This window comes from Fervidobacterium riparium (assembly GCF_025370035.1).
Lineage (GTDB): Bacteria > Thermotogota > Thermotogae > Thermotogales > Fervidobacteriaceae > Fervidobacterium > Fervidobacterium gondwanense.
Window position 1 is genome coordinate 1,149,731 of the sequence record NZ_CP009277.1, and the last position, 25,513, is coordinate 1,175,243.

24 protein-coding genes and 3 riboswitches are annotated in these 25,513 nt (G+C 37.7%); of the genes, 9 read left to right on the forward strand and 15 right to left on the reverse strand.

What is annotated here, in order from left to right:
• Window positions 1–28: 28 nt before the first annotated feature.
• Both IB67_RS05280 and IB67_RS05285 read left to right on the forward strand, forming a co-directional pair.
• The gene (locus IB67_RS05280) at window positions 29–1,408 is read left to right on the forward strand and encodes a hypothetical protein (protein WP_434223533.1); all 1,380 of its coding nucleotides are present in this window, start codon (window positions 29–31) and stop codon (window positions 1,406–1,408) included.
• The gene (locus tag IB67_RS05285) at window positions 1,405–3,426 is read left to right on the forward strand and encodes a hypothetical protein (RefSeq protein WP_143145254.1); all 2,022 of its coding nucleotides are present in this window, start codon (window positions 1,405–1,407) and stop codon (window positions 3,424–3,426) included. The genes IB67_RS05280 and IB67_RS05285 overlap by 4 nt, the downstream gene beginning before the upstream one ends.
• Here IB67_RS05285 and IB67_RS05290 read toward each other — a convergent pair.
• From IB67_RS05290 to IB67_RS05305, 4 genes are all read right to left on the reverse strand, one after another.
• Entirely contained in the window at window positions 3,423–5,003 is a 1,581-nt protein-coding gene (locus IB67_RS05290) for a PatB family C-S lyase (RefSeq protein WP_072758261.1), read from the reverse strand. The genes IB67_RS05285 and IB67_RS05290 overlap by 4 nt on opposite strands.
• 130 nt (window positions 5,004–5,133) lie before the next feature.
• Window positions 5,134–6,711, reverse strand: a complete 1,578-nt coding sequence (guaA, locus tag IB67_RS05295) for a glutamine-hydrolyzing GMP synthase (protein ID WP_072758274.1) — start codon at window positions 6,709–6,711, stop codon at window positions 5,134–5,136.
• A 175-nt stretch (window positions 6,712–6,886) separates the two neighbouring features.
• On the reverse strand, window positions 6,887–7,522 hold the full coding sequence (locus IB67_RS05300) for a cache domain-containing protein (protein ID WP_072758276.1): 636 nt from the start codon (window positions 7,520–7,522) through the stop codon (window positions 6,887–6,889).
• A 15-nt stretch (window positions 7,523–7,537) separates the two neighbouring features.
• A complete protein-coding gene (locus IB67_RS05305; protein WP_072758278.1) occupies window positions 7,538–7,723 on the reverse strand; it encodes a hypothetical protein in 186 nt (61 codons plus the stop codon).
• Window positions 7,724–7,981: 258 nt separating this feature from the next.
• Window positions 7,982–8,110, forward strand: a riboswitch (FMN riboswitch).
• 117 nt (window positions 8,111–8,227) lie between these two features.
• Between IB67_RS05305 and ribD the strand changes: the two genes are divergently transcribed.
• The 4 genes from ribD to ribH are packed head-to-tail and all read left to right on the forward strand — an operon-like array spanning window position 8,228 to window position 11,612.
• On the forward strand, window positions 8,228–9,373 hold the full coding sequence (ribD, locus tag IB67_RS05310) for a bifunctional diaminohydroxyphosphoribosylaminopyrimidine deaminase/5-amino-6-(5-phosphoribosylamino)uracil reductase RibD (RefSeq protein WP_072760688.1): 1,146 nt from the start codon (window positions 8,228–8,230) through the stop codon (window positions 9,371–9,373).
• The gene (locus IB67_RS05315; RefSeq protein WP_072760686.1) at window positions 9,355–9,942 is read left to right on the forward strand and encodes a riboflavin synthase; all 588 of its coding nucleotides are present in this window, start codon (window positions 9,355–9,357) and stop codon (window positions 9,940–9,942) included. Before ribD ends, IB67_RS05315 begins: the two co-directional genes overlap by 19 nt.
• Complete coding sequence (locus IB67_RS05320) at window positions 9,903–11,114, forward strand: bifunctional 3,4-dihydroxy-2-butanone-4-phosphate synthase/GTP cyclohydrolase II (RefSeq protein ID WP_245789658.1); 1,212 nt, start codon at window positions 9,903–9,905, stop codon at window positions 11,112–11,114. Before IB67_RS05315 ends, IB67_RS05320 begins: the two co-directional genes overlap by 40 nt.
• 24 nt (window positions 11,115–11,138) lie before the next feature.
• The gene (gene ribH / locus IB67_RS05325; RefSeq protein ID WP_072760684.1) at window positions 11,139–11,612 is read left to right on the forward strand and encodes a 6,7-dimethyl-8-ribityllumazine synthase; all 474 of its coding nucleotides are present in this window, start codon (window positions 11,139–11,141) and stop codon (window positions 11,610–11,612) included.
• A gap of 91 nt (window positions 11,613–11,703) precedes the next feature.
• On the opposite strand, the gene IB67_RS05330 is transcribed toward ribH, so the two are convergent.
• The 11 genes from IB67_RS05330 to cobT all read right to left on the reverse strand — a co-directional run bounded on the left by IB67_RS05330 (window position 11,704) and on the right by cobT (window position 21,682).
• Window positions 11,704–12,954: a thiamine-phosphate synthase family protein gene (locus IB67_RS05330; protein ID WP_072760671.1), complete on the reverse strand. Its 1,251-nt coding sequence runs from the start codon at window positions 12,952–12,954 to the stop codon at window positions 11,704–11,706.
• Window positions 12,954–13,730 (reverse strand): sugar phosphate isomerase/epimerase family protein, encoded by a 777-nt coding sequence (locus IB67_RS05335; RefSeq protein WP_342742947.1) that lies wholly within the window; start codon window positions 13,728–13,730, stop codon window positions 12,954–12,956. Before IB67_RS05335 ends, IB67_RS05330 begins: the two co-directional genes overlap by 1 nt.
• Window positions 13,731–13,751: 21 nt before the next feature.
• Entirely contained in the window at window positions 13,752–15,035 is a 1,284-nt protein-coding gene (gene thiC / locus IB67_RS05340) for a phosphomethylpyrimidine synthase ThiC (RefSeq protein ID WP_072760669.1), read from the reverse strand.
• 30 nt (window positions 15,036–15,065) lie between these two features.
• Window positions 15,066–15,884, reverse strand: coding sequence for a sulfide-dependent adenosine diphosphate thiazole synthase (locus tag IB67_RS05345; RefSeq protein ID WP_072760667.1), 819 nt, complete (start codon window positions 15,882–15,884; stop codon window positions 15,066–15,068).
• Between the two features lie 98 nt (window positions 15,885–15,982).
• Window positions 15,983–16,095, reverse strand: a riboswitch (TPP riboswitch).
• 89 nt (window positions 16,096–16,184) lie between these two features.
• Complete coding sequence (gene cobO / locus IB67_RS05350; protein ID WP_072760665.1) at window positions 16,185–16,694, reverse strand: cob(I)yrinic acid a,c-diamide adenosyltransferase; 510 nt, start codon at window positions 16,692–16,694, stop codon at window positions 16,185–16,187.
• A 14-nt stretch (window positions 16,695–16,708) separates the two neighbouring features.
• On the reverse strand, window positions 16,709–17,734 hold the full coding sequence (locus tag IB67_RS05355; RefSeq protein WP_072760663.1) for an aminotransferase class I/II-fold pyridoxal phosphate-dependent enzyme: 1,026 nt from the start codon (window positions 17,732–17,734) through the stop codon (window positions 16,709–16,711).
• Window positions 17,731–18,657: an adenosylcobinamide-phosphate synthase CbiB gene (cbiB, locus tag IB67_RS05360; protein WP_072760661.1), complete on the reverse strand. Its 927-nt coding sequence runs from the start codon at window positions 18,655–18,657 to the stop codon at window positions 17,731–17,733. The genes IB67_RS05355 and cbiB overlap by 4 nt, the downstream gene beginning before the upstream one ends.
• Before the next feature lie 43 nt (window positions 18,658–18,700).
• Window positions 18,701–19,435, reverse strand: coding sequence for an adenosylcobinamide-GDP ribazoletransferase (locus IB67_RS05365; protein WP_072760659.1), 735 nt, complete (start codon window positions 19,433–19,435; stop codon window positions 18,701–18,703).
• 20 nt (window positions 19,436–19,455) lie between these two features.
• On the reverse strand, window positions 19,456–20,106 hold the full coding sequence (gene cbiR / locus IB67_RS05370; protein WP_072760657.1) for a cobamide remodeling phosphodiesterase CbiR: 651 nt from the start codon (window positions 20,104–20,106) through the stop codon (window positions 19,456–19,458).
• Window positions 20,103–20,609, reverse strand: coding sequence for a bifunctional adenosylcobinamide kinase/adenosylcobinamide-phosphate guanylyltransferase (cobU, locus tag IB67_RS05375; protein ID WP_464309340.1), 507 nt, complete (start codon window positions 20,607–20,609; stop codon window positions 20,103–20,105). The genes cbiR and cobU overlap by 4 nt, the downstream gene beginning before the upstream one ends.
• The gene (gene cobT, locus IB67_RS05380) at window positions 20,606–21,682 is read right to left on the reverse strand and encodes a nicotinate-nucleotide--dimethylbenzimidazole phosphoribosyltransferase (protein WP_339744970.1); all 1,077 of its coding nucleotides are present in this window, start codon (window positions 21,680–21,682) and stop codon (window positions 20,606–20,608) included. Before cobT ends, cobU begins: the two co-directional genes overlap by 4 nt.
• A 70-nt stretch (window positions 21,683–21,752) precedes the next feature.
• A riboswitch (cobalamin riboswitch) is annotated at window positions 21,753–21,944 on the reverse strand.
• Window positions 21,945–22,124: 180 nt separating this feature from the next.
• On the opposite strand from cobT, the gene IB67_RS05385 reads away from it, so the two are divergent.
• From IB67_RS05385 to IB67_RS05395, 3 genes are read left to right on the forward strand one after another with little or no spacing between them, the layout of a single operon-like run.
• Complete coding sequence (locus IB67_RS05385; RefSeq protein WP_072760652.1) at window positions 22,125–22,775, forward strand: Dph6-related ATP pyrophosphatase; 651 nt, start codon at window positions 22,125–22,127, stop codon at window positions 22,773–22,775.
• Window positions 22,776–22,788: 13 nt separating this feature from the next.
• Entirely contained in the window at window positions 22,789–23,661 is an 873-nt protein-coding gene (locus tag IB67_RS05390; RefSeq protein ID WP_072760650.1) for a cobyric acid synthase, read from the forward strand.
• Window positions 23,652–25,511, forward strand: a complete 1,860-nt coding sequence (locus tag IB67_RS05395; protein ID WP_072760647.1) for a beta-N-acetylhexosaminidase — start codon at window positions 23,652–23,654, stop codon at window positions 25,509–25,511. The genes IB67_RS05390 and IB67_RS05395 overlap by 10 nt, the downstream gene beginning before the upstream one ends.
• Window positions 25,512–25,513: the final 2 nt, after the last annotated feature.

Here is a 25,513-nt window from a genome sequence, read left to right on the forward strand (position 1 = left end):
ACAAAAGAATTTGAAAGGGTGTCTAAACATGCAAAAAAGACTTGTAAGACCGGTAATGTTTGTCTTCCTATTTATCATAGTGTCGGTAATATCATTCTCTGCAAAACCTGTTATTGATGTTTCAGTTACAGTCTTTGGCGATGAAGCGATTAGGAAAATTGCGCAAGGAATTGCTCTTTCCGAGGTACTTGATACGAACAAATTCAAGATAACATTGAAAGAGGCTTTAAAAACTCTTGCTGAAGAACTTCGACTTCAAGATTTATTGTCGACCGAGAATGTTGTGCTTTCAAAGGAGGAAAAAATTGAAGGGAAGCTTGCGATCGAACTATCAATAAGAGATGCCGGCTACAAGAAAAGGTATGAAGAATACGTGATCAACAATATATCGGGTGATTACATATACTATTCTGGAAAATACGTCAGAGTAATTCCTGGCGAACGATACAAATATGACTACGAAAAGAAGGCTTACGTACGTAGCGAAGAAGGTTCGTATGTAAAAGGTACCAACGGTGAATTTTATTCATATTTTGGAAACTTCTATTCAAGAGAACCACACGAGGAAATTGATTACTATATATCCTATTCGGTAAGTTTGAAACTTACTTATAGATTTTTTGAAGAAAGTTATGATATCTCAGATAACTTTGTTGATAATGCTATGGTCTCCGTTGTAAAGTACTTATACGATCCATACAACAAGAGATTGATAAGGAATGAATCGCCAGTAAGTGAGGTTTATGAAGTTTTATCTTCTCATATTAGCAGTGCTATATATCAAAGGATTATGAGCTCCAGGAAATTAAAGGGCGAAGTTGAAAATGTCAAGTTCCCAAGAGTTATTGTCAACATAGGTTCTCAGGATGGCGTAAAGAACGGTATGATTCTCGGGGTTAATGATGGTAAAAAATACATAGCAGAATTAAGAGTAATGAGAGTTGGTGGAGATTACAGCGAGTGCGAAATAAATTACTTAAGAAAGGGCTCAGAAATTCTTGCAGGAATGTATGTGTTTGAAAAGTATTCGGACTTTGTTCTTCCATTTGGAGTTAGCATGTTTTATATTTACAATTCATCTGGTGAGCATTTTGCCGAATTTTCACTGATTGGAAAATCACTGAACATCCATAGAGAAACCGTCGCAACCTTTGATTTTGGGATGCGATATTCATTTGTTGAAGAAAGATTGAAAAGCTTAGTCTTTAGCTTTTCAAAGAATCTACTTTTCGAACCTGTTAAACTGAAGTTATTGAGTTCGATAATTTTCGACTATGATTTGGAAGATGAAATATTCCAACCCGTATCAAAAATAGGTTTAGAAACGCAAATAGGGATGCTTGCGGTGAAATTTCTAACCGATTTTACATTTTCAAGTTATGAGATAGGCGGTGGTATTTCATGGTGATCAAGAAGAAAATACTGTGTTTACTTACATTATTGTATGTCCTTCTGAGTAACGTAATTTTGTTAGGCTCGATAAGTATAGAGATACGCATCAAAGTATATCTCGATAGCAAAATCTCACCGGTATACGAAAATGTGAGTCTCCTGGATTCGTTTGCTGAAGCTTTTGCGGATGCAAAAGAAGGGAATGCAAGGATTGTTCACGTTCTTAACGTTTCAAAGGAGACGTTTTCTTACAAAGTCAACGAATTCGTGCCCGACGAAAACGGAACGTATATTGCTTACAAAGGAAGCTACTATCAGACTAACGATAGGAGAAGGTACTCGTATGACTCAAAAAACAAGAGGTACGTTCCTGATAAGAACGGAAGTTATATCTACTTAACCGATTATCCTTGGGCAAGGAAAGACGAGGATAGGTACATATGGTATGGTCTTGGCTCTTTTTATTCGAAAAAAAGCTACACAGTTACAAAGGAAAAGTACTTTATTGCAGGTGTTGTTACCGATATAGACCTCAGCACTTTCTTCGTGAAGTCTATAACACCGGTCTTCTCGTCCGGAGATACACTTCTTAGTGCCATCAAGAATGCTTCTAAGTATTATTTAAGTATTGTGAATGAATACAGTCCAGATAAAATAGACGTTGCGCTTGTTTTTGAAAAATCTTTTAATCCAATTCTTAGAGCAAAGATCTTAGCGAAATTCCAAGAGGATACTCGTTACAATATATACGATAGGTTGTATCTCAAAGAGCTGATGGATATAATCCGCACAACAGAGTTGTTCGGTGGAGAAAATATCGAGCTGAAATACAAACCACCCAAATTCATACTAAGCTTTGAAAACTACTTCGATAAGGTGGATAGATACAAAGAGGAAAAGTATTACTTTTTCTCAAACGATGTGAATGGTGCATATATAAACAAATCGGGCTTTCCGGTTCGTGTAGAGGTTGGGAATTACTACAGATATGACTCATCTCAAAAGAAGTATGTGCTTGATAGAGAAAAGGGAAATTACATTAAGTACTACAAAGGACCTTGGGAGAAAGATGAATACATAAGCACCTCATCATTCTATGATTACATCTTTTATCAAACTGATAATGTTTACAATTTCTACAGCTTCTCGGTGAAAGCTATTTCCACAGAATCAGCCGAAGTTGTTGGTGGGAAGTTCTTCAGCGATAGTGTGCATACAACGTTGAAAAACCCGGTAGACCGCTTTTTATCTGAAAGAGTTCAATCAGCAACAGAAAATCTTTGGGAGAGTTATACATCAATAGCGGCAAATGTTCAGAAATTTTTCCAGAGTGTTTTTCCGTTGACTACTGCTGTAAGAGAAGTTAACAACCTCGATGTTCAATTATTGAGTGGGAAGAACATAGGAATTAAGCCCAACTACGTTTTTGCAGGTATTGAAAATGGCTACACGACCGGATTCATGCGCATAACAAATGTTGGTGATTTGAAATCCAGCGCGAAGATCTTTTACATAGTTCCGGGTGAAAGTGTTAAGCCTAATACCTTCGCAATTGAGACAAAACAATACCCTGTTTCATTGAATCTCAGGGCAAGTTATTTTATCGATGACGAGAGTTTCGGTATAAGAACGGGTTATGCACATGCTGATATATATGGCAATTATAACTGGTCATTAACATTTGGTATTTTGTTCCCATACAAAAACTTTTCTTCAACAAGCATCGATACGGAAATTCCAATGAGAATTGAGTATTCAAAATTCTTAGGACTCCAGAATTTTGAGTTTAATTTTGGTGGGTACTTTACGGTTTTGAATTCAACATCCAACAGCTCAACCCAACTTCAAGATTTCGGTATATTCAGCGGATTTACACTCTCTACGTATTCAAGGAATTCCGCCCTATCTTTTGGTGGCAGTAGTTTTTACACGCAATTACTAATTAAAATTCCACTCGGCAATGTTGGAAATTTAGAAACGATATTCACTTCCAACAATTTTAACTTAGTAATTGGCATAGATACTCTGTTTTAAAACATTCTTTTTTCCATTTTCACGTGCTGTATTCCGGCTTCGATGAATATGTCACTTATTGCCTCATAGCCAAGTTTTCCATAAAAATCACGTACCTCAAGCTGTGCATTTAAAACAATCAGCTTGGGGTTCGTTGTTTTAATGTATTCTTCAATAGCTTCCATTATCTTTTTACCGTATCCCATACCTCTGTATTCTTCCAATACCGCAACTCGTTCCACTTTCCAATGTGTTCCGATATCTCTGATTCTTGCCGTTCCTACATAGTTTGAAAAATGCTTACACAAGAAATGAACTGCTTCTGTATCTTTTCCATCCTGCTCGAGCTTCTCATCGATGTTCTGTCCTTTAACGAACACATCATACCTTATCTTTTTGCATATTTCATATCTTTCGTCTTGAAAGTCAAAATGTTCTATTATGAGTGCCTTTTCGTACGCTTCTTTCAACCGTCTCAGTATTTCTTCAAGCAATGCCCTTGGACATGCGAAATTGAGACGCACTGCTTGAGGATCTCCAAACTCCTGACCATCGTTGAGATAAACACGTGCATGTTCGAGAAAGTATTTCTGCGGGTTTCCAAGTTTTAACTTACTGCAATCTATCCACATTAAATAAGTGCCTTCTGGTAGCGTTGGTCTTGTTAAAGGCATATTTCTGGTTATAAACCCATATGCAAAATCTCTATTCGATTTTAGGTACTCAACTAGCTGGTCCACCCAATCTTCGGATTTGTAGGCAGCTTTCAAAGCTTCAAGGCTTAAAACATTGCCTGTGAGCAACTCTAAAGATTCAAGGTAGTTCTTATACAACACTCTCAATGTTCTATTTGGAATTATTCCATATGAATTTGTCAGACCTGCGATATTAAAAGTCTTCCCAGGTGAGTTCAAGATCACAACATTCTCAGTGCCAATTTTAAGCATCGTTGTGAATTGATTTGGCTTATAGATTATGTCCGCATGAATTTCATCTGAGATAATAACAAGTTCATGTTTTAGAGCTACGTCATACAACTTTCTAAGCTCTTCCTCACTCCAAACCCGCCCTACAGGATTGTGTGGATTTGAGATAATAATCATCTTAGTTCTGCTATCTATCAATTTTTCCAAACTATCATAATCCATATGCCATTTTCCATCTTTGTTAACCAATCTATTCTCAACGAGCTGTCTGCCGTTGTTGAGCACTACCCTGAAAAATGGTGGGTAGACGGGAGGCTGGATTATGACCTTATCACCTGGTTGTGTCAGAGAATTTATCAAAAACGAAAGCATTGGAACTACCCCTGGTCCGTTAACTATCCATTCTTTCTCTACACATGCATCGTACCTTTTTCCGTACCACTGTATTATTGCGTTATAATAATCAGCTGATCTAAATGTGTAACCGAAGATTCCATGTTCAATTCTCCGCTTGAGCTGGTCAACAACGGTCTGTGGTGATTTAAAGTCCATATCAGCAACCCATGCAGGAATCACGTCATCACCATAGTTATTTAATATCATATCCCACTTGAATGAATCCGTATTTCTTCGCTCAACATATTCGTCAAAGTTGTAAGGATTTCCAAACATCGAACATTGCCTCCTTGTAGTTATCTTGCTCTCATAATTGATTATATAACACAACTATCAAAAAGCGAAATGCCCCTTTCAAGGGGCATTTCGTTCAAGTAATCGAAAAGCTGTTTTATTTTTGAAATCTTTATTCCCATTCAATCGTTGCAGGTGGTTTTGATGTTATATCGTACACTACCCTGTTTACTCCTTTAACCTCGTTAACAATCCTTTTTGCCACATGATTCAAGAATTCGTATGGTAACTTTGCCCAGTCGGCGGTCATTCCATCTTCACTTGTCACTGCTCTGAGTGCGATCACATTTTCGTATGTTCTATAATCTCCCATAACTCCAACAGTCTTGACTGGAAGCAGAACAGCAAATGCTTGCCAAACTTTGTTATACAATTCCCATTTCTTCAGCTCTTCGATAAATATTGCGTCTGCTTCTTGCAAAATTTTCACTGAATCTCTCGTGACAGGTCCGATAATTCTAACAGCCAGACCGGGTCCTGGGAAAGGATGTCTGTTTAGTATATTCTCGGGTAAACCGATTTCTTTTCCAATCATTCTTACTTCGTCTTTAAACAAATATCTTAAAGGCTCTACTATTGTGAATGGAAGTTTTTCTGGAAGTCCTCCAACATTGTGGTGAGTCTTTATTTTAGCTCCAGCTTTTCGTTCGGCAACCTTGCTTTCTATTACATCGGGATAGAGCGTTCCTTGAGCCAGATATTTAATATCACCGTGTTCTTCTTTCAATCTCATAGCTTCCTCGTAGAAGACATCGATAAATGTATGTCCTATTCTCTTTCGCTTCTCCTCAGGATCTTCTATCCCATCGAGAACAGAATAAAAACGTTCAGAGGCATCAACGTAATGTATTTTAATCCCAAGTCCTTCAAATTGTTTAAGAACTTCTTGTGCTTCGTTTTTTCTCAGCAATCCTGTATCGACAAATATAGGTATTAACTTATCAGGAACTGCTTTGTGGAGCAAGAGCGCTACAACGGAAGAATCGACTCCACCAGACAAACCAAGGATCACTTTTCCATCTATTTTCCTTCTTAAATCTTCAATTATCTCCTGTGCGACGTTTTTCATAGCCCAGTTTGGAGATAAATTAGCGACTTCTGATAGGAAATTCTTTAGAATCTCTTTTCCGAATTGAGTGTGAACTACCTCAGGATGAAATTGGACACCGTAGAACCTGTTATCAACACTTCTAATTGCGGCATAAGGCGAATTTTCGCTTTCGGCGATTACTTCGAAACCGTTGGGCAAAACTTCGACTCTATCGGAATGGCTCATCCAGACGGTGAACTTTTCAGGTAGATTTTTGAGGATTCCTACTTGTTTGAGGACTTTTAGTTCAGCAGGTCCAAATTCTCGATGCGAGGATTTTTCAACCTTCCCGCCAAGTTGGTGAACTATGGCTTGGAGTCCGTAACATATTCCCAAGACGGGTAAGTTGCTTTCAAAAACGTACTCAGGAATTTTCGGAGCATTTTCGTCGTAAATACTCGATGGTCCACCAGAGAGGATAAAAGCAACTGGATTAAGTTTTTCAACATTTTCCTTTGGCTCGTCATATGGGACCAATTCTCCGTAGGACCCAAGCTCTCTTACTCTTCTTAAGATAAGCTGTGTATACTGAGAACCGAAATCAAGCACCACAACTGTTTTGTGTTCCTTTCCTGCACCTGATATCTCGAGTTTTTTCATATTCTTCTCCCCCCACGGTAGTATTCTATTAGTATATTTAAAAACTACCATATCAAAGAAAGTATTTCAAGAAATCTTACATTACATTTCCTTTTCAGATAAAAATATTGCTACGGTATAGGGTTGAACCACTGTCAATATTTAAACTGTGGACTTTGTGTTTTTCCCAATTCGTTCACCTCTTTGATTTTGTGGCTCCTTTCAACAATTCCGATTGTTTATCAATGATCTTTCTAACATTCTCAAAAACTGAGTCTATTTCATCTTTTGACATAGCTTTGCTTGCTATGACTGAATCACTAAGATTTCCAGACTCGACCTTTTGGATTAAATCATTTATTTTCACTAATCTCTGGACTATTAATTTATCAACTAAAAGGAATATAACTATACCAATTAATACTATAACGACACTAAAAATAATTGCATGTCTCACAAACGCAGCGCGCACTATAGCCTTCAAAGAATCGACATAAACGCCTGTACCAAACCACCAATCGAATGGCTTGAAGTATTTTACATAGCTGTACTTTGTTTCAAGCTTATTCGTTGCAAAGTTCAGCCAGATGTATTCATAAAATCCTTCACCTTTTGTTTTTGCTACATCTCTCAAACCTCTTTGGACCCATCTTCCCTTAGGGTCCTGAACGTCCAAAAATTCTCCTCGTTTTCTATCGAAAGGTATAGCCACTGTGTTGTCCATATGGTACCCGAAAATGTAATTATGACCGTCGTCGTATTTCATACGGGATATAACTTCACTAGCCAAGTACATTGCTTCTTCTTTTGATAGCTCTCCTTTCTCATACAATGAATTGTAATAGTTCTACACCCCTTCGGCAGCTTCTGTTATCTCCTTTGCAACGTTTATTCTTTCATTCAATAAAGCTTTGTATCTCGAAATGTAAAGATATGGCAAAGCTATTACTGAGGCTATTATGAGAATAGGAACAACAGGGAACATAATCTTAACTCTCAAAGAAGATGTAAAAGTCTTTTCTGCTTTTGCCATATTTTTCCCTCCTCTTCGTTTAAGCACTCTGTTTATAATGGACTTATTTTGATTACCATTATAATTAACTACAACAAATGCTGTAATTAAACTAAATTTGGAAAGAAAAGAAGAATAGAAATTCTAAAATAGTATCCATAATTATACTTATCCAAAAGGATAAGACATATTACATTCTATTTTTCATTTTCCCTAAATGAATAAATTTTGAGCTCGCAAAGAAGTTATGGTATAATGAAGTTACTATACACATATCAAGAGTACTCTCGGGGCAGGGTGAAATTCCCGACCGGCGGTAAAGCCCGCGAGCCTCTTAGAATGTTTTAAGAGGTTGATCCGGTGAAATTCCGGAGCCGACGGTGAAAGTCCGGATGGGAGAGAGTGCTCTAATAGGCACAAGAAACTTATGTGTTTCTTTAACCTATTAGAACGTAATTTAAATAACCCCGAGAGTCATCTCGGGGTTTTATTTTTTACTAAAACCTTCGGAAGGTGGTGAGCAAGTTGGGACAGTATGGTGAATTTACAAAAGCAGACTATTATTACATAAAAAGAGCCTTATCTCTTGCCAGGAAAGGTGTTGGATATGTTAACCCGAATCCACCTGTTGGGGCTGTGATTGTAAAGGGTGGCGAAATCATAGGTTCAGGATACCACAGAGCATACGGGCAATACCACGCAGAAAGAATTGCAATAATGGATGCAAAGAGCAATGGCGCAGACCTTCGAGGTGCAACGATGTACGTGACATTGGAGCCGTGCGATCACTATGGTAAAACACCACCATGTACCGATGCAATAATCGAGGCCGGTATTTCAAAGGTCATAATAGCAACGCGTGATCCTAATCCTGTAAGTGGTGATGGTATAACAAAACTTAGGAACGCTGGGATTGATGTACAAATTGGACTCATGGAAGAAGAAGCTAAGGATATCATGAGATTCTTCATTAAATCTGTGACAAAGAAGATACCATATGTAACACTTAAGTACGCTGCAACGTTAGATGGAAAGATAGCAGACTTGGAAGGTAACTCGAAATGGATCACGAATAACATGAAGAATATCGTTCACAAACTAAGGCATGAACACATGGCTATACTTGTTGGTGCGAATACTATTTTGAAAGATAATCCTTACTTAAACACAAGAGTATCCGGAAATACAAAATACCTGAATCCAATAAAGGTAGTCTTAGACCGTGAAGGTAGGATTTTAAAATTGAAGAATCTTCATGACCTGAACATATTCAAAACAGTTGATAACCATGGTTTTGGTAAAGTAATATTGTTTACATCAAGCAAAGACAAATTCTGTTTGAAAGTATCTGAAGATAAACTTCAAATTATACATTCCGAAGAAATCACACCCGAATTTGTTCTCGAAACTCTGCACAATCTTAAGATTAACTCACTACTTGTTGAAGGAGGCTCAGAGATTTTCTCGCAATTCTTAGACTTTGCAGACGAGATATACGCCTTCTATGCTTTGAAAGTACTTGGGAAAGGTTTATATGTATTTTCATGTATTAGCAACTCATTGGAAGATTCAGGTAAACAATTCAAAGATTTTGAAATATCAAAGCTTAATGTCTCTCAAGACAAGAAAGAGTTCATGGTGGTGATTAAAAGATGTTCACTGGAATTGTAGAGAGAGTTGAGCAGGGAGAATTCTTAGGAGATGTTATAAGATTAAGAAAATGTTGGGATGATGTTATCTTGGGCGAAAGCATTTCGGTAAATGGTGTTTGCTTGACAGTAAGTAAGATAGATTCTCAATATCTATACTTTGATGTTGGAAAAGAAACTCAAATATTGACAAATCTTCGCAAATCAAGATACTACAACCTTGAAAGAGCGATAAGAGTCGGTGATAGGTTGTCGGGCCACTATGTAACTGGGCACGTTGACGGAATGGTTAGATTCGTCTTAAAGAATAGAGTTTCTAACACGATTTATATGTATTTTTCTTTACCTAAGGAGTACTGGGGAATTGTGAATAAGGGGGCGATAACGTTGAACGGGATAAGTTTGACAATTGCATCTGTTTCCATTGACACGTTCAGTATCCAAGTTATACCCCACACATATGAAAATACTAATCTCAAATATCTGAAATCAGGCGAAGAAGTCAATTATGAAATCGATATCTTGGCGAAATACACTTGGAGGTGTTTAGAGTGGAAGAAAGAACTCTACAAAGACAATTTAGAACTTTAGAAGAATTGCTCTCAAAAGTTAGGGACCAATTCTTACAAGGCAAGCCAGTAATTTTGATAGACAGTGAAAGAGAGATCGAAGGAGATTTTATCTTTCCTGCTGAGATATGCACCACTGAAGTTATGAATTTCATAACTACCGTCGGTAAAGGATTGCTTTGTGTCGTTGGACCAGAAGAAGCATTACTCAAGAGAGGATTCTTTAGATTACCGTCGAATTTCGGTGGTAATTACTTCATACCTATCGATTATATTGATTCATCAAGTAGGTATAAAACTGGTATTCCAGCTTGTGAAAGAGCTCTAAGTTGTAGAATGTTCTCAGATGAAAAATTAGATCTTTCAGAATTCAAGTATCCAGGTCATGTGACGGTTATAGGAGCAAAGGAGTTTCCGATTAGAAAAGGACATAGTGAAGCATCTGTAGAGCTTGTGAGACTTTCAGGGTTTAAGCCATATTCAGTCATAATCGAGATTTTAGACTTAGACGGTGAATCACATAATATAGATTATCTGTATACACTATCCGAAAAATACGGGTTGCTCGTGCTAGATATCCAGGATGTATGGGAAATGTATGTGAAAAATACGCAGTTAATTAATCCACTTGCACGAGCAAAGCTACCTACAAAATATGGAATCTTCGAAATTATTTCTTTCAACAACACACTTGATCACAAAGAACACTTTGCTATTATCAAAGACTGGCGTGATAGAACCCCGCTTGTCAGAATCCATTCAGAGTGTGTAACAGGTGATTGTTTAAGCTCTTTAAGATGTGACTGCGGTTCGCAATTGGAAAAGGCTTTAAAAGCTATTGCTGATAATGGCGGAGTACTAATATACTTACGCCAAGAAGGACGAGGAATTGGCATTTCGAGAAAGATAGAAGCTTACCGACTTCAAGATACCGGACTTGATACATACGATGCGAATGTTGAAATCGGTAGGAAACCAGATGAACGTGAATACAGCGCAGCGTATCAGATATTAAAGAGTCTCCATATCGATAGATTAAAGCTTCTGACCAACAATCCTCGTAAGAAGCAAGAATTAGAAAGATATGGAATTATTGTCGAAGATGTGATCAATCTATATGGAGAGGTAAACGAGTTCAATATCAAATATCTCTTAACTAAGAAAGTTAGATTTAAGCACGATATAAAACTGTGATATTCATTCGAAAGGGGTGTTACTATGACACTAAAAACATTTGAAGGTCACTACGATGGTAAAGGTCTCAAATTTGGAATAGTGGTTTCGAGATTCAATTCGACGGTAACAGAAAGATTATTGGAAGGTGCACTTGACTGCCTTTTGCGTCACGGTGTAGACGAGAACGACATTGAAGTGGTAAGAGTTCCTGGAAGTCTGGAAGTTATATACACTCTAAACTTGCTTACAAAGAGTGATAAATATGATGCAATCATTGTTCTTGCGGCTGTTATTCAGGGCGACACATATCACTTCAATATCGTTGCAAACGAAATAGGAAAAGCAGTAGCTCAGTTCAATATGAATTCTAACATGCCCATAACCTTTGGAGTCATCACAACAGAAACTGTTGAGCAAGCACTTAATAGAGCTGGTATAAAAAGTGGCAATAAAGGGTTTGAAGCTGCGATGGCAGCTCTTGAAATGGCTAATTTGAGACGCAAGATATGTGTTTGAAATCCCCTCCCCTCTCGGAGGGGATTTAGCAAGAAAATCATTATTACTATTGTTTCTGTCAATATTAGTCATTTTAATTTTCCAAATTTACTCATTGATCATGACATAGCATTTTCATAATCTTATGAATAACATCCTTTGGGTTTCTTCCAAAAATTCTTATCATCGCTTCCTTTCCATACCAACCTTCATCGTAAATTATGTCAGGAACTTTCCCTAATGCTTCGATAGCACTTTTTATCATATGCTGCATCGATTTTCCGTCTTCATTTCTCACTTCTTCAGGTTCGCTATTTCTGTCATATTTGAAGACATTGAGACCAGCTCTGAGAGCATTTTCGATATATTTCGGTTCGTACCTTATATTGCTCGCACATCTAATGTGCGGAGCAAATTCCTTAATTGTCAAAACCATCCTTGCAGTATGAGACTTATCCTTGAATGAAGGTCCTGAAACAAATGTTGGTTTCCCTTCTTTTAAACGTATTCTGCCAGGAAACTTAGCAACTTCGTATTCACTTTTAGACCATGGGAGAGCATAAGAAATATTCTGCCCAACTTCAGGTACGGTCTTACTTCCTATTTCTTCGACTTCTTTTACAACAGCTTCGAGTTCTTCCAAAATTTCGTACTTCATCCATTCCCTCGAGAGTTTTTCGCTTTGGACTTGTTTTGGATATCCTGATTGTGCACTCCGGCTAAGTATCTTATTCATAACTTTCATTGATTCATTGATAGCCGTTTCAACCGGATATTTAAGATACAAAAAACCTGCGAATAGACTGCTAAAAGCACAGCCTGTGCCATGAAATTGAGAATTACCATCAACAATTACTTTTTCCTCCTCAAAATATCTACCAGAATAAAAGAGTTTAATTTTCTCACAATCATCTTCTGAGTGTCCGAATGTTATTATGTATTTTTCATTTCCACCTTCGAACGACAAATTAAGCTTTTGAGCTTCAATGTTGTTTAGTATTATATAGTCAGCGTATTTTAAATGCTCCTTGACAACTTCTTCTGACTCAAAGAAATAACCAGAGCTTGAACTAAGAATGATGTTCCATACTATCTTTGAATTGGGAAACTTCTCTCTTATAAGTCTGACAAACTCCGGAGAGATAAGCCCAATTTTTACAACTTCCGGTTCAGGCAGAACAGAAAGCTCTCTATCAATCTCTTCCCATTTTCTGAATGTGACAGAATACACCCTTTCTGAATTTTGCACTGTGTGACAACTGACAACTCCGAATGCTGTAATCCCAAGTAATGAGAGTGATTTAATATCTTGTAAAATACCAGCCCCAGCAGAAGGGTCAAAGCCGGATATGACTAAGAACATCATAATCCCTCCCAGTATTCGAAAAGTTTCTCGAGTCCAGATTTGCAATCATTTGAAGCCTCTATTGTGAAATCACAGTCTAAGTACCTTATTCTGTCGAGAAGTCTTAGAAATTCTTTTGAATCCCCCCACGGTGCATGGTGGCATTTTTGGTATGTTTCAATATCAGCATAGTATATATGAACTTCTGAAATATACTCTTCGAGAGTGTCTATAAACTTAACAACATCAAATTCGTACTGTTCACTATCTAAGAGCAAGTGCCCTATATCTAAGCAAAGTGTAGCGTTTGACTCTTTAAGCAACCATGAAAAATCTTCTGCTGAGTGGAAGCTATCGTTGAAGTATACGTTCTCAATCCGAATGTCTATAATCTCTCTCAGCTCGGTTAAGTGTTTAGTGGAACTATCTACAACCTTTTTCTCGGCTCTCCAGTCTTCTTTTTGCATTGCGTTTGGATAATGGATGACAATGTATTGCGCTCCCATGTTTTTCGCAAGATGAGCACATTCGATATTCTTCTTGAATGTATCATCTCTTAGTTCATCATTTAGAGAAGTTGGATTTGGGTGAATTTCTTTGTACCGGAATATAAATGGTGCATGTATACCAAATGTTGAGTTACGTTCATTCAAGAATCTTTGGATGATTTCTATATCCTCACTTTTGAAAAATGTGAGCTCGTAGTGCTTCGCATATGGCAACGTGTAAATCAATTCTTTATTCGCCCTGATCAAGCTTGTAGATATACATTTTCTTTTCATTTTCTTCTTCAATAAGCCCACTACCTCTTTTCTTTACTGATTCGCAAATTCTTTTGTTATCTTTATTGCACAAAACGGTCCACACATTGAACAACCATCAGACTCATATGGTCTACTTTCAAGTTTTTTCTTTGCATCTTCTGGGTGTATCGCAATTTCAAACATCTTATTCCAGTCAAAGTTTGCTCTGGCAAGTGCCATATTGTATTCAAGTTCCAATGCCTTCTTATTTCCCTTCGCAACATCTGCAATTACTGCAGCTATTCTTGAAGCGATCACGCCATACTTTACATCATTTTCGTCAGGCAAAGCAACGTGTTCTGCTGGTGTTACGTAGCAAATGAAATCACAGCCATGATAAGCGGCTAAAGCAGCGCCTACTGCACTGACTATGTGGTCGTGTCCAACGCCTCTATCTGTTGGAAGTGGACCAAGCAAGAATACAGGAGCACCTTTACCAATTTTCTTCATCAGTTTGACATTCATTTCGATTTCATTTAGAGGCACATGACCAGGTCCTTCGAGCATAACCTGGACACCTTTTTTTCTTGCCATGTCAACCAACTCTGCCATAACAAATAATTCCTCAAGCTGTTGAGGGTCAGTTGCATCTACCACAGTTCCTGGTCTCATACCATCGCCAAGACTAAGAGTTACATCAAACTCCGCAGCGATGTCCAGAATCTCGTCAAAATGTTCGTAAAATGGGTTTTCCTTTCTATTTTGTATCATCCAACCAGCAATGATAGATCCCCCACGGCTAACTATTCTTAGTACTCTTTTGCTCTTCTTGAGTTTTTCTAAAACATTTTGTGTTATGCCAACGTGGATTGTCATAAAATCTATACCATCCTTGGCATGAGCGTATACCATATCAATAAAATCTTTTTCCGTAAAATCTACCACGTTCTTACAACTTTCGTATGCTTTGACCGCAGAATCGTATATCGGAACAGAACCAACAGGAACTGGAGAATGTTCAACAATTGTTTGCCGAATCTTTGAAAGGTCTCCCCAAGTAGAGAGCGTCATAACAGCATCAGTACCTGCTGAAATTGCGATTTCAAGCTTTCTCAGTTCTTCTTCTAAGGACGAGTATCCCGCAGAAGTTCCTATATTTGCATTAACCTTTACAGAAAAGTCTTCTCCAACTATCATTGGTTTGGAAACGTTATGAAGCTTGTTTTTTGGAATAACTGCCTTTCCTTCTGAAAGTTTTTTCAAAACATATTCAACGGAAAGTCCCTCGTTTTCGGCACACTTTCTAATTTCATCTGTAACTATACCATTTATAGCATTTTGCATTTGAGTAGGCATGTTCTTCACCACCTTTTCTTAGTCAAATTCTTAGTCCAACCTTTTCAATTCAGACAATATTAACTCTGCTGCACGGATACCTGAAAAAATCATCCCTCCGAATATTGGTCCCATTCTTGGTCCACCACCAACGCTCACGGCAGCCATTCCCATCACGTAAAGTCCGGGATAAATCTCTCTTGTATTTTCAACAACGAACTTTTCACCATTTTCTGCATCCATTGGAAATTCGTAATCGACAGTACCACAGCTGCAAAGATTTTCCGTTGAACCTGTGACACTCATCATAATCCCGCGTTTTGATAGTAACCTAACAAGATTAGCCGGATGCCCGGTACCGTCTACGGTGAATTTAGCAACAACGGTAATCGGATCGACATGAAGCCTTTCTTTGACTGTTGGAAGCCAGTTTATAACCACACCACAAACGCGTTTATCGTACATGACCAAATCTTCGACAAAAACGTTATTGAAAAGAACAGCGCCGTTAAGGGTTGCATGATACAGCAGTGCGGACGCAAAGTGCACGGAATCAACGGTTATCAAATCGCCGTGCTTGACATATTTTATAGAATACTCTTTGAGAAAACCCTCTAACTCGCTTTCTAAAACCAATTCGTTGAACATCATTCCGCCACCCCAAATTCCACCGCCGGGCTCGTTCTTGGCTTCAAAGATTGCAACTTTCTTCCCCGCTTTAGACAGTTCGATAGCGAGTGCTAACGCGCTTGGTCCCGCACCTGCAATAGCAACGTCTACCTCGAGGTTTGCTTTTAATTTCTGAAAATACCTTTCCACAATGAGCTCTGAAATTCGATAATCTTTTTTGCTGCTTAATTCCTTCAACATATCAGTAACCTCCCTTAGTTTGTTTGAAAATAAAGAAAGTCCCTCCGAAATTCTTCGGAGGGACCCATTCTGCTTTTTTTACACTAATTAAAATTCTTTAGAATCTTTCTCCCGAATCCCTCCGCCGGTATTACCCGGATCAGGTTCATAGGGTCGAAGGATTGCCTCCTTCCTCTCAGCCCCGCTGTATGGAGCTCCCCTTCGGGAAATTATTCACTTTTCTAATTTGATAATAATACACTTTTAGAAAAAGTCAAGCATTTAAGAAATTGAAAAAATCAAGAATTTGGTCTGTTTGTATTAAAATTCTATACCTTTCCTTGCCATGATACCTTTTGTATAATAATGCTTAACCTCTCTCATCTGAGTAACCAGATCAGCGTATTCCAAAAGTTCATTTGGAGCATATCTTCCCGTAATTATAATCTCGACGTCTTTATCGCGTTTTTCCAACAGTTCAAGCACTTGGCTAACTGGGATGAGACCATAATAAATTGCTACGTTTAACTCGTCAAGAATAACTAAATCGTATGTTCCATTGAGAATGAAATTTTTTACTTTTTCAAACCCTTTTTGAGCAAGTTCTATATCGATTTTATCAGGATTTCTTTTGATAAAGCAATCTCGTCCGAACTGTTCGATAGTAATGTTTGGGATATATCTTTCTACGTCAAGTTCGGTGTATTTCATACCCTTTATAAATTGCCCGATAAAAACATTCATACCTGCACATGCGGCTCTAAGTGCCTGGCCAAATGCTGCTGTTGTCTTACCTTTACCATTACCTGTATAAACATGCACAAACCCCATCATTATGCCTCCCATCATTCTTTTCTACATTCCACAAGTTTTTGAATTAGTTTTGCATTTTCATTAGCGTTCTTTAGTCCGATCCTTACAAAAGATTCCATTCCAAAATCGTACATAGTCCGCACGTGCATTCCATTATTGTTGATGAAATTCAAAAACTCTTTGGTATTATCAAAGCTGTTTCCAACCTTAATAACAAAGTAGTTTACACTTGAAGGAAAGTAAGCGTACCTTTGAAACCGTTCACGTTCTTGAGAGATATATCTCTGGGTTAATACCTTGAATTCAAGGAATTTGCTGTAATTCTTAATAATCTCTTGAATTGCAAGGTAACCAAGAGAACCAACGCCCCACGGACTTCGGTATTGTTTAAGAAATTCAGAAAATTTCTTGCTTTTGGCATATCCAATCCTTATTCCCGGATACCCGAGAATTTTCGTAAATGTTCTTATACGAATAACATTTTCAAAGTTGTCTAAATTATATTTTCCCTTTAACTCTTCGGATACAAAGTCTATAAAGGATTCATCAATTATGCATGTCACACCATAGTTTTCTAATTCCCGAACTAAATCATCGAGTTCTGCATAAATGCCCGTTGGATTGTTCGGGTTGCTCAACATGACATACATCTTTTTTCTACTCTTTGTTCTAATCTTTTTTGACAGCCGAAGGATTCGTTCGTAATCTAATCGACGGTTGTCAAAATCGACTATACTAACTTTATATATTTTGTTTTCATTAAATTGTGCAACGCGTTCGTATTCTCCGTAATTTGGAGTTGGAATGATTACCTCAGCATCTTCAAGCGATTTGAAGCCGATAATTTGCAAAACCTCAGTAGCTCCGGCGAAGATTTCGCAATCTTCACCAAAGACATTTTTAAAATCCTCTTCAAGCCATTCTATATAAGTGTATTTCGATGAGTACTCCTCACCAAGTTTAAATATACCCTTCAAAAAATCGGGTTTTAAAGGATTGATTGAAACTGAAAAATCAATTATAGTTTCTTTGTTTATTCCACCATGAAAAACGCTCATATGACGCCCCCAGCGTTGAGTAATATTCTCACTGCATAAGAAAGAAAGACTATGAATAACCATAATGAGCAAATGTTTTTATACAGCTTCAATCCACGCTTCAAATCACTCTTTTCTGGAAGTTTCCCTTCAAATCTATACATACCGATTTTTTCAAATCCAACGCTCAGTACGCCGGCAAACGCACTCATCGGATAAGTGCCGTTTATTTTCAATCTCCCGTAGAGCTTGATGTATTTGAGAGCATTACGAAAATTGAACAGTGAAATAATCAGTGCACTTAATCTTGCGGGAATGTAGTTTGCAACATCATCAAGCCTTGCTGGAAGTTTCCCAAACCATTCATACGTTTGATTTCTGTACCCAAACAGCGCATCGTATGTGTTAATTATTCTATAGACCACAGCACCAGGCAAACCGAATAGCAAAAAATAGAAAATGGGCGCTACAACTGAATCATTGAAATTCTCTGCTAAGCTTTCGAGTGCTGCCGAGTAGAGATGCTGCTTTGATAAGTTTCTTGTATCTCTGCTAACAATCATGGAAACATTTTGCCTTAAGATTTTTTCATCTTCTACATTACATCTTTCAACATGCGTATAAAGGCTCTTAATTGCAAAGGTTGATTTAGTAAGGTAAGAACACAGTACTATGTAGATAAGGTAATAATTAGATCTTAAACCAAGAACAAAAAATATTATGCTCAGCCAAAACGAAATTTCGAAAATTTCTGAGACCATTCCTAAAACAAATCTTTCGGAAGCGCTACTGCATCTTTGAGTGTGCTTGTCAAAAAACTTACTTAGAAATCCAAAGTATACAACCGGATGAATGGCTGTTGGATATTCTCCGAAAATTATGTCAAATGTGACAGCAATAGTTAGTGAAATTACATTATCAATTGTATTATCCCAAAGGAACATATAAGCACTCCCACATTGTTAGAAAATTTATTCACTATGTTTGTTAATCAAAAATTGAGAAAGCAAGTAAAATGAATAACTGTGCAATCAAACAAGTACCCCCAATGACATCGCCCGTAACTCCACCGATTTTTCTTTCGGATATTGAATTAACCACGATTGCTACACTGATAGCAATTAACAATGACAAAACGTATCCCACGTAGCTCAAAAAAATTAAAGGAAGCGTAAATAGGATTCCAACGAGATTTCTTTTGCTCGTTGGATAAAGTAATGCACCAAGCCCTTTGTTCTTTGCAGGTTTAGAGAAAAGAATTAAAAGAGTCATCGTTAATCGTCCAAAGACAGAAGAAAATAACAGAGCGTATGGTGGAACAAGAGAAAATAGTTGATAAAAGACGATAACGTATAACGTGCCATAAAAAACAGCAAAAGGTCCAACATTTCCTTTCGACATTATTTCGAGTCTTCTTTCAGCATTCGACTGGTTCAAAAAACCGTCGAACATGTCGAGAAGTCCATCAAAGTGAAAAAGATCGAAAAGATAAAAACCTGCTGCAATTGAAATTACTTTGACTAATAAACTTCCACCTACGTTGGGAATAAGCCTGCTTAATGTCGCCCCCGATAGATAGATACTTCCAATGAGGTATCCAACAATAGAGAAATATTTTGGTACTTTCCGAATATCTCCAGCGTCTAACTGATATCCCTTCATGTTAACGGGTATACGAGATATAAAGCTCAAAGCTATCATAAACTCTCTCACGAACACCATGAGAAGATTGCCCCCTGCAGCTATTTTGTTTTAAGAACAGTTCGCTCAAATAGTGTTATAGAGTCTATTAAGTCATCTAAATTGAAAATCTCAAAGCATATAAGACTGATTTCAGAGATTCTCCTTCTTCCTAAAAAGTTGATAACATCTTCAAGCGTTTTTTTATCAAGCTTTTCGTGGTCTTTTCCACTGTGCACACCCATCATGTGAATTTCGTTTATTTTATCAATCAACTCCATTGGGAATCTTTCACCAAGAAAATGGTGCCCAACATCAAAAGTCATCTTTTCGTAGGGCAAGACCTTTTCCTTCAAGTTCTCAACCGAAACATCTTTGCTTGCAACTTTAATAAACTCACTTATGCCATCTATTGGATGCACTACATAATTCAGAATTTCCAAATCTGATTTCCTCAGAAAATTGTAAGCACTAATCATGTTTTCTACATTGTTTGTTGGCAAGTGGACAGTATATTTCAGACCATACTTCCCGGTTAGTTTTGCTAAATATTTAGCTTCCTTTTCTAAAAGCTCCTTGGTTTCATCGTCCCATGTATAGACCAACAGTTCAACAAAGTCAACTAAATGTGCCAAAATCCTTGCATTCTCGTAGTATGTTCCAGGTATGACCCAAGAGGTGCTACCAATAAGTTGCTTGTTCGCTGTGCTCATCTTATCCTTACCTCAATCCCACTGAAGAGTACGTAAACCTCGTTTGATATGCCTGCAAGTCTCGAATTGAGCCTTCCAAGTGTTTCTGCGTACTGTCTTGCAAGTTTGTTTTCAGGTACTATTCCGAAGCCAACTTCATTTGTGACTATAACAACATCATAATCGACAGTCTCTAAGATATTGATCAGATTTTCAGTGTAGTTTTCCACGTCGTAATTGTAATGGAATAAATTGCCGAGATAAGTCGTAATGCATTCAATTAGTGCAACGTCATAACCTCCACTGAGCTTTTTTAATACTTTGTGTACTTCCACAGGTTCTTCGAATGCATCAAACAATGTTCCGCGTTCTTTTTTGTGCCGTTCTATGCGCTCTCTCATCTCATCGTCAAATGGTACACTTGTTGCTATATATGCCCTCTTAGAGTAGGGCTTTTTCAATATGTAATTTTGTGCAAACGTGCTCTTGCCAGATTTTACCCCGCCGGTTATCAATGTAATCATACAGGTTGGTCTTCTCCTTTCGAAACGTTCGCACTTTCAAAAGTCGCCATTTCTCGAATCATTTTGATCGCAGCTTCTATGATTGAAATGGAAAGCACAGCACCTGTTCCTTCGCCGAGTCTCATATCAAGATCCAGAATTGGTCTCAAACCAAGTTTATCAAGAATCACTTTGTGTCCCTTGACTTTTGATTTGTGTCCTGCGAATACGTAGTTCAAAACTTGCGAATTTATCTTCCACGCGATTAAAAGCCCTGCTGTTGTTGGGAAACCATCGATGATTACGGGAACGCCTTCCTCAGCTGCTTTGAGTATAAACCCAGCCATCTGTCCAATACAATATCCACCAACCTTCTGCAGAACATCAATCGGATCATTAGCGTCTGGGTCATTAACTTCTAAGGCATATTTTATCGCTTCTTTCTTTTTTCTTAATCCTTCTTCATTCAACGGTGTTCCAATATCTAAGATTTCGTCAAGCCCAAAGCCTAAAGCCACTGCTACTGCAGAAGCGGTTGTTGTGTTTCCGATTCCCATATCACCGACAACAAGTAATTCTGCTCCTTTTTCTATTGCTTTGTCGGCGATTTCAGCACCTTTCTCGATACATGCATAAGCTTGCTCTTTTGTCATCGCAGGTCCTTTAGTAAAATCTTTCGTACCGTAGCCTATCTTAGCTTTTATTAACCTTTTGTGCTCAATGTCTACGTCTACTTTGACACCTGAGTCAACCACAAAGACATCTGCACCAACGTGTCGAGAAAAGACGTTAATTGCAGCACCACCGTTGAGAAAATTTAGAATCATCTGATATGTGACCTCTTGCGGATATGCGGAAACACCATTTTCTGCTACTCCATGATCTGCCGTAAACACGTAAACTTCTTTCCTTTTTGGGAGCTCAGGGATAACCTTTCCTTGGATTAATCCCATCTTCAGGGCGATTTCTTCGAGATAACCTAAGCTTCCGACGGGTTTTGTGAGGTTGTTAAGTCGGTTCACTATAGCACTTTTCAGTTCATTTGAGAAGGTTGCATTAATGTTGAAATTCAAGCCTTTCCTTGTGATTTCCATAAACTTTTCCCCCTTTATATACTTTAGAAATTAAAAACAAATTTTCCCGTAAAGCCCGAGCTTTCGGGAAAAACAATCCCCATTTGCAAAGGTATCCCGGCTTGCGGATCACCCTACTCACCACGCCTTCCCAAAAGCTAAGCTTTCAGTGGCATATTGTGGTTTTCGTCCCCGCTTACGGTTGCTGGGCAGCCTCGGATTCTCACCGAAGTTCCCTTTGCAAAAGAGTGAAATCTATTTACTTTCAAAAAGCATTATACAATATTTTCAGAAATGAACAATCTTGACAATCGCACGATAACGAACATTAGAATCGAAAATTTGACAATAACTGTATTTCTCTATATTCAGCACTAAATATTGTACATATTTGCTTTTGACAATACTACATTTTGTTAACTATAATCTTTATAAGCAAAATTCTACGAATGGGGTGATAGTTTTGTTTGTATTTGCATCGTGGAGTGGAGGAAAAGATTCTGCCTTAGCATTGTACTATGGTATGAAAAAGTACGGTAAAGTTGATTGCCTTTTTACTATGCTTGATGAAGACTGTTCTTCTTCAAGAGCACATGGTTTTGGCAAAGATATACTTGAAAAACAAGCTTTATTAATAGGGACAAAATTGATAACAAGATGCAGCAGCTGGGAAAGTTATGAAGAGAACTTTCTTGATTTTTTAAGTAACCACGCAAAAGGAGGAATCGGAATTTTCGGTGATATTGACTTACAAGAGCATCTTGATTGGGTAAAAAGAGTTTGCAGCGTTCATAATGTTACTGTAGAAGAGCCTCTCTGGAAGAGGAAAAGAGAAGTGATTTTAGAAGAGTTCTCAAACTTGGGATTTAGAGCTCTGATTGTATCTGTAAAGAAAAACTTAGGTATTGATGAAATCCTTGGTAATGAACTAACGAACAGAGAGACACATAGAATTCTTGAAAAATCCGGTGTCGATATCTGTGGTGAGAATGGTGAATACCATACGCTTGTCTATGACGGACCAATATTCAGCTCTCCCCTTAATTTCTACGTTGAAGGGCTCTACGAAGACGACAATGCAAAGCGACTAAAAGTTAGAGCGAAACAACTTTAATGGAGATGATAATATGAAAAAAGGTTCATTAATGATTCAAGGTACATCTTCAGCGGTTGGTAAATCTATAATCACACTTGCGCTATGTAGATATTTTTCGAATAATGGTTACAAAGTCGCACCGTTTAAGTCTCAAAACCTCTCCTCTGTGTCGTTTACTTCCAACAGCGGTCAAATCTTTGCATGGGCTCAAGCGCTCCAAGCTTTTGGAGCTAAAACTAAACCAATTGAGGAGATGAATCCTGTATTAATCAAGCCGGTCGGCGGAGGATACAGTGAGGTATTTTTGCTTGGCAAGAGCTTGGGAAGATTACATTATACGGACTACAATCGGAGAAAAACATTTTTGTGGAGAAAGATTAGAGAGGCGTATAACACTCTTTTAGAGAAACATGATATAGTTATTGTGGAAGGTGCAGGAAGTCCCGTCGAGCTTAACCTTAAAAAAGGTGATATTGTAAACATGAAAGTAGCTAAGAGTTTTAATATACCAGTGCTAATCGTTGGAAATATACATCTTGGCGGAGTTTTTGCTTCACTATATGGAACATACAAACTACTATCAAGAGCTGAACAAAAGCTTGTCAAAGGATTCATCATAAACAAATTCAAAGGCAGTAAAGAACACTTAGGCGATGGACTGAAGACTCTTGAAAAATTGACTAAAGTTAGGACTGTTGGTATTGTTCCATTTATCGATCACCATCTTGAAGACGAAGACGATGCTGGAAAGAGTTCAAAAAACATTGAGAAAAACATGGACTCATCATCTTTCACAGATGAACTTGATAGTGAAATAGAATGTATATCAAAGATCATTTGCGATAATTTAGACATGGTTTATATAAAAGAACTTCTATTTAGGGGGGATAGAATATGGAATTAATTCTCATACCTTATCCAAAAGTTGTGAAACAATGTAGCGGTTATGTTGGGCTTGGTACAAGGATTGCAACGACTTTTTATCAGGTTGCTCCAAACAGTGTTGATAAGTTAACAAAATTCTTAGGACAAGAACTAAGAAGATTAGGATTCGAATTATCAATGGATAGAACTGAAGCTTTGATACTTAATTTGTCAGTAAATCCAGACGTAGTTGTAGATCAACAAGGGTACAAGATGTTTGTGGAAGAGGAAATAAGCATTTACGCTAACGATGATGTTGGGCTTTTTTATGGCGTCCAGACACTCTTACAACTCTTCAGAAATGTGGCAGAGACTAAACAATTACCAAAGTTGTACATCCATGATTATCCTGACATACTGAACCGCGGTGTAATGCTCGACATCAGCCGAGATAGAATACCAAAAATGGATACGTTGAAAGTTTTAGTTGACAAATTATCTCATTTGAAAATAAACCAACTACAGCTCTACATGGAACACACATTTGCATACAAGAACCACAGAGTTGTTTGGGAAGAATATTCTCCATTAACCGCCGAAGAAGTAAGAGAATTAGATGAATATTGTAAAGAAAGACACATAGAGCTCGTGCCGAACCAGAATACTTTTGGCCATATGGCAAAGTGGCTCATACACGACGAATACAAATATTTAGCTGAAGCACCAGATGGTTTTGAAACACCATGGGACACTAAATTTCTCCAACCATTTTCGCTTTCTCCCGCTGTTCCCGAATCTATCAAACTTGTTGATGAGATTTTGCAGGAACTCTTACCAAATTTCTCGAGCAACAAAGTCAATATTGGTTGTGATGAGACATTTGACTTATGTCAAGGTAAATCTAAAGAACTTTGCGAAAAGATAGGTAAGGGACGTGTGTATCTTGACTTTCTCTTGAAAGTATATAATATAGCGAAAAAGCACAAACAGACAGTTATGTTCTGGGGAGATATCATTGAAAACCACCCAGAATTGATTGAAGAATTACCGAAAGACATGATAGCTATGGTTTGGGGATATGAGGCTGACCACCCATTTGATGAAAAGTGCAAATTGTACGAGCAAAGCAACATTTCGTTCTATGTGTGCCCAGGTACTTCAACTTGGAATTCATTTATCGGCAGGAGCAAGAATTGTATAGAGAACATCAAAAATGCGATATCGGCTGCTAAGAAATATCATGCTAACGGTGTTTTAGTAACAGATTGGGGAGACCATGGTCATTCTCAGCACCTACCATTTTCGTGGATAGGTTTTGCGTATATGGCTGCACTGAGCTGGAACTATACATTGGATGACAGCATAGAGAAAGTTCTTAGAGCAATAGACATACATGTATTTGAAACAAAAGAGGAAATAAGTAATGTAATTTTTGAACTTGGGGAAATTTGCGATAGATTACCATACACTCCTAATGGCACTCCATTCTTCTACACATTCTTGTATCCTGAAAATGTGATGAATTATGCTCAGAAATTCCGACAAAAGACGATAGAAGATGTGAAAAGTAGCTTAAACAAATCTCTTCTTAAATTAGAGAAGCTTAAGGAAAACAATAATCTTAAGGAAGTTGTCGAACAAATAGCCAATAATGTGAAGCTCGCAATCATGGGAATTAGAACTATTGAATTACTTATCAAGTACGGTACAATAGAGAACGTTGAGGACAAAGAATGGGAAAGATTTGAAAAGGATCTTGAAGACATACTTGAAGAGTATTCAAGAATATGGTTAAGATTAAATCGGACTGGTGGATTGAAACAAAGTTTGGAAAAATTGCGTAGAATAGAAAGAGTAAGAAGAGGGGAACGACCATATTTAGTTTTCTGATT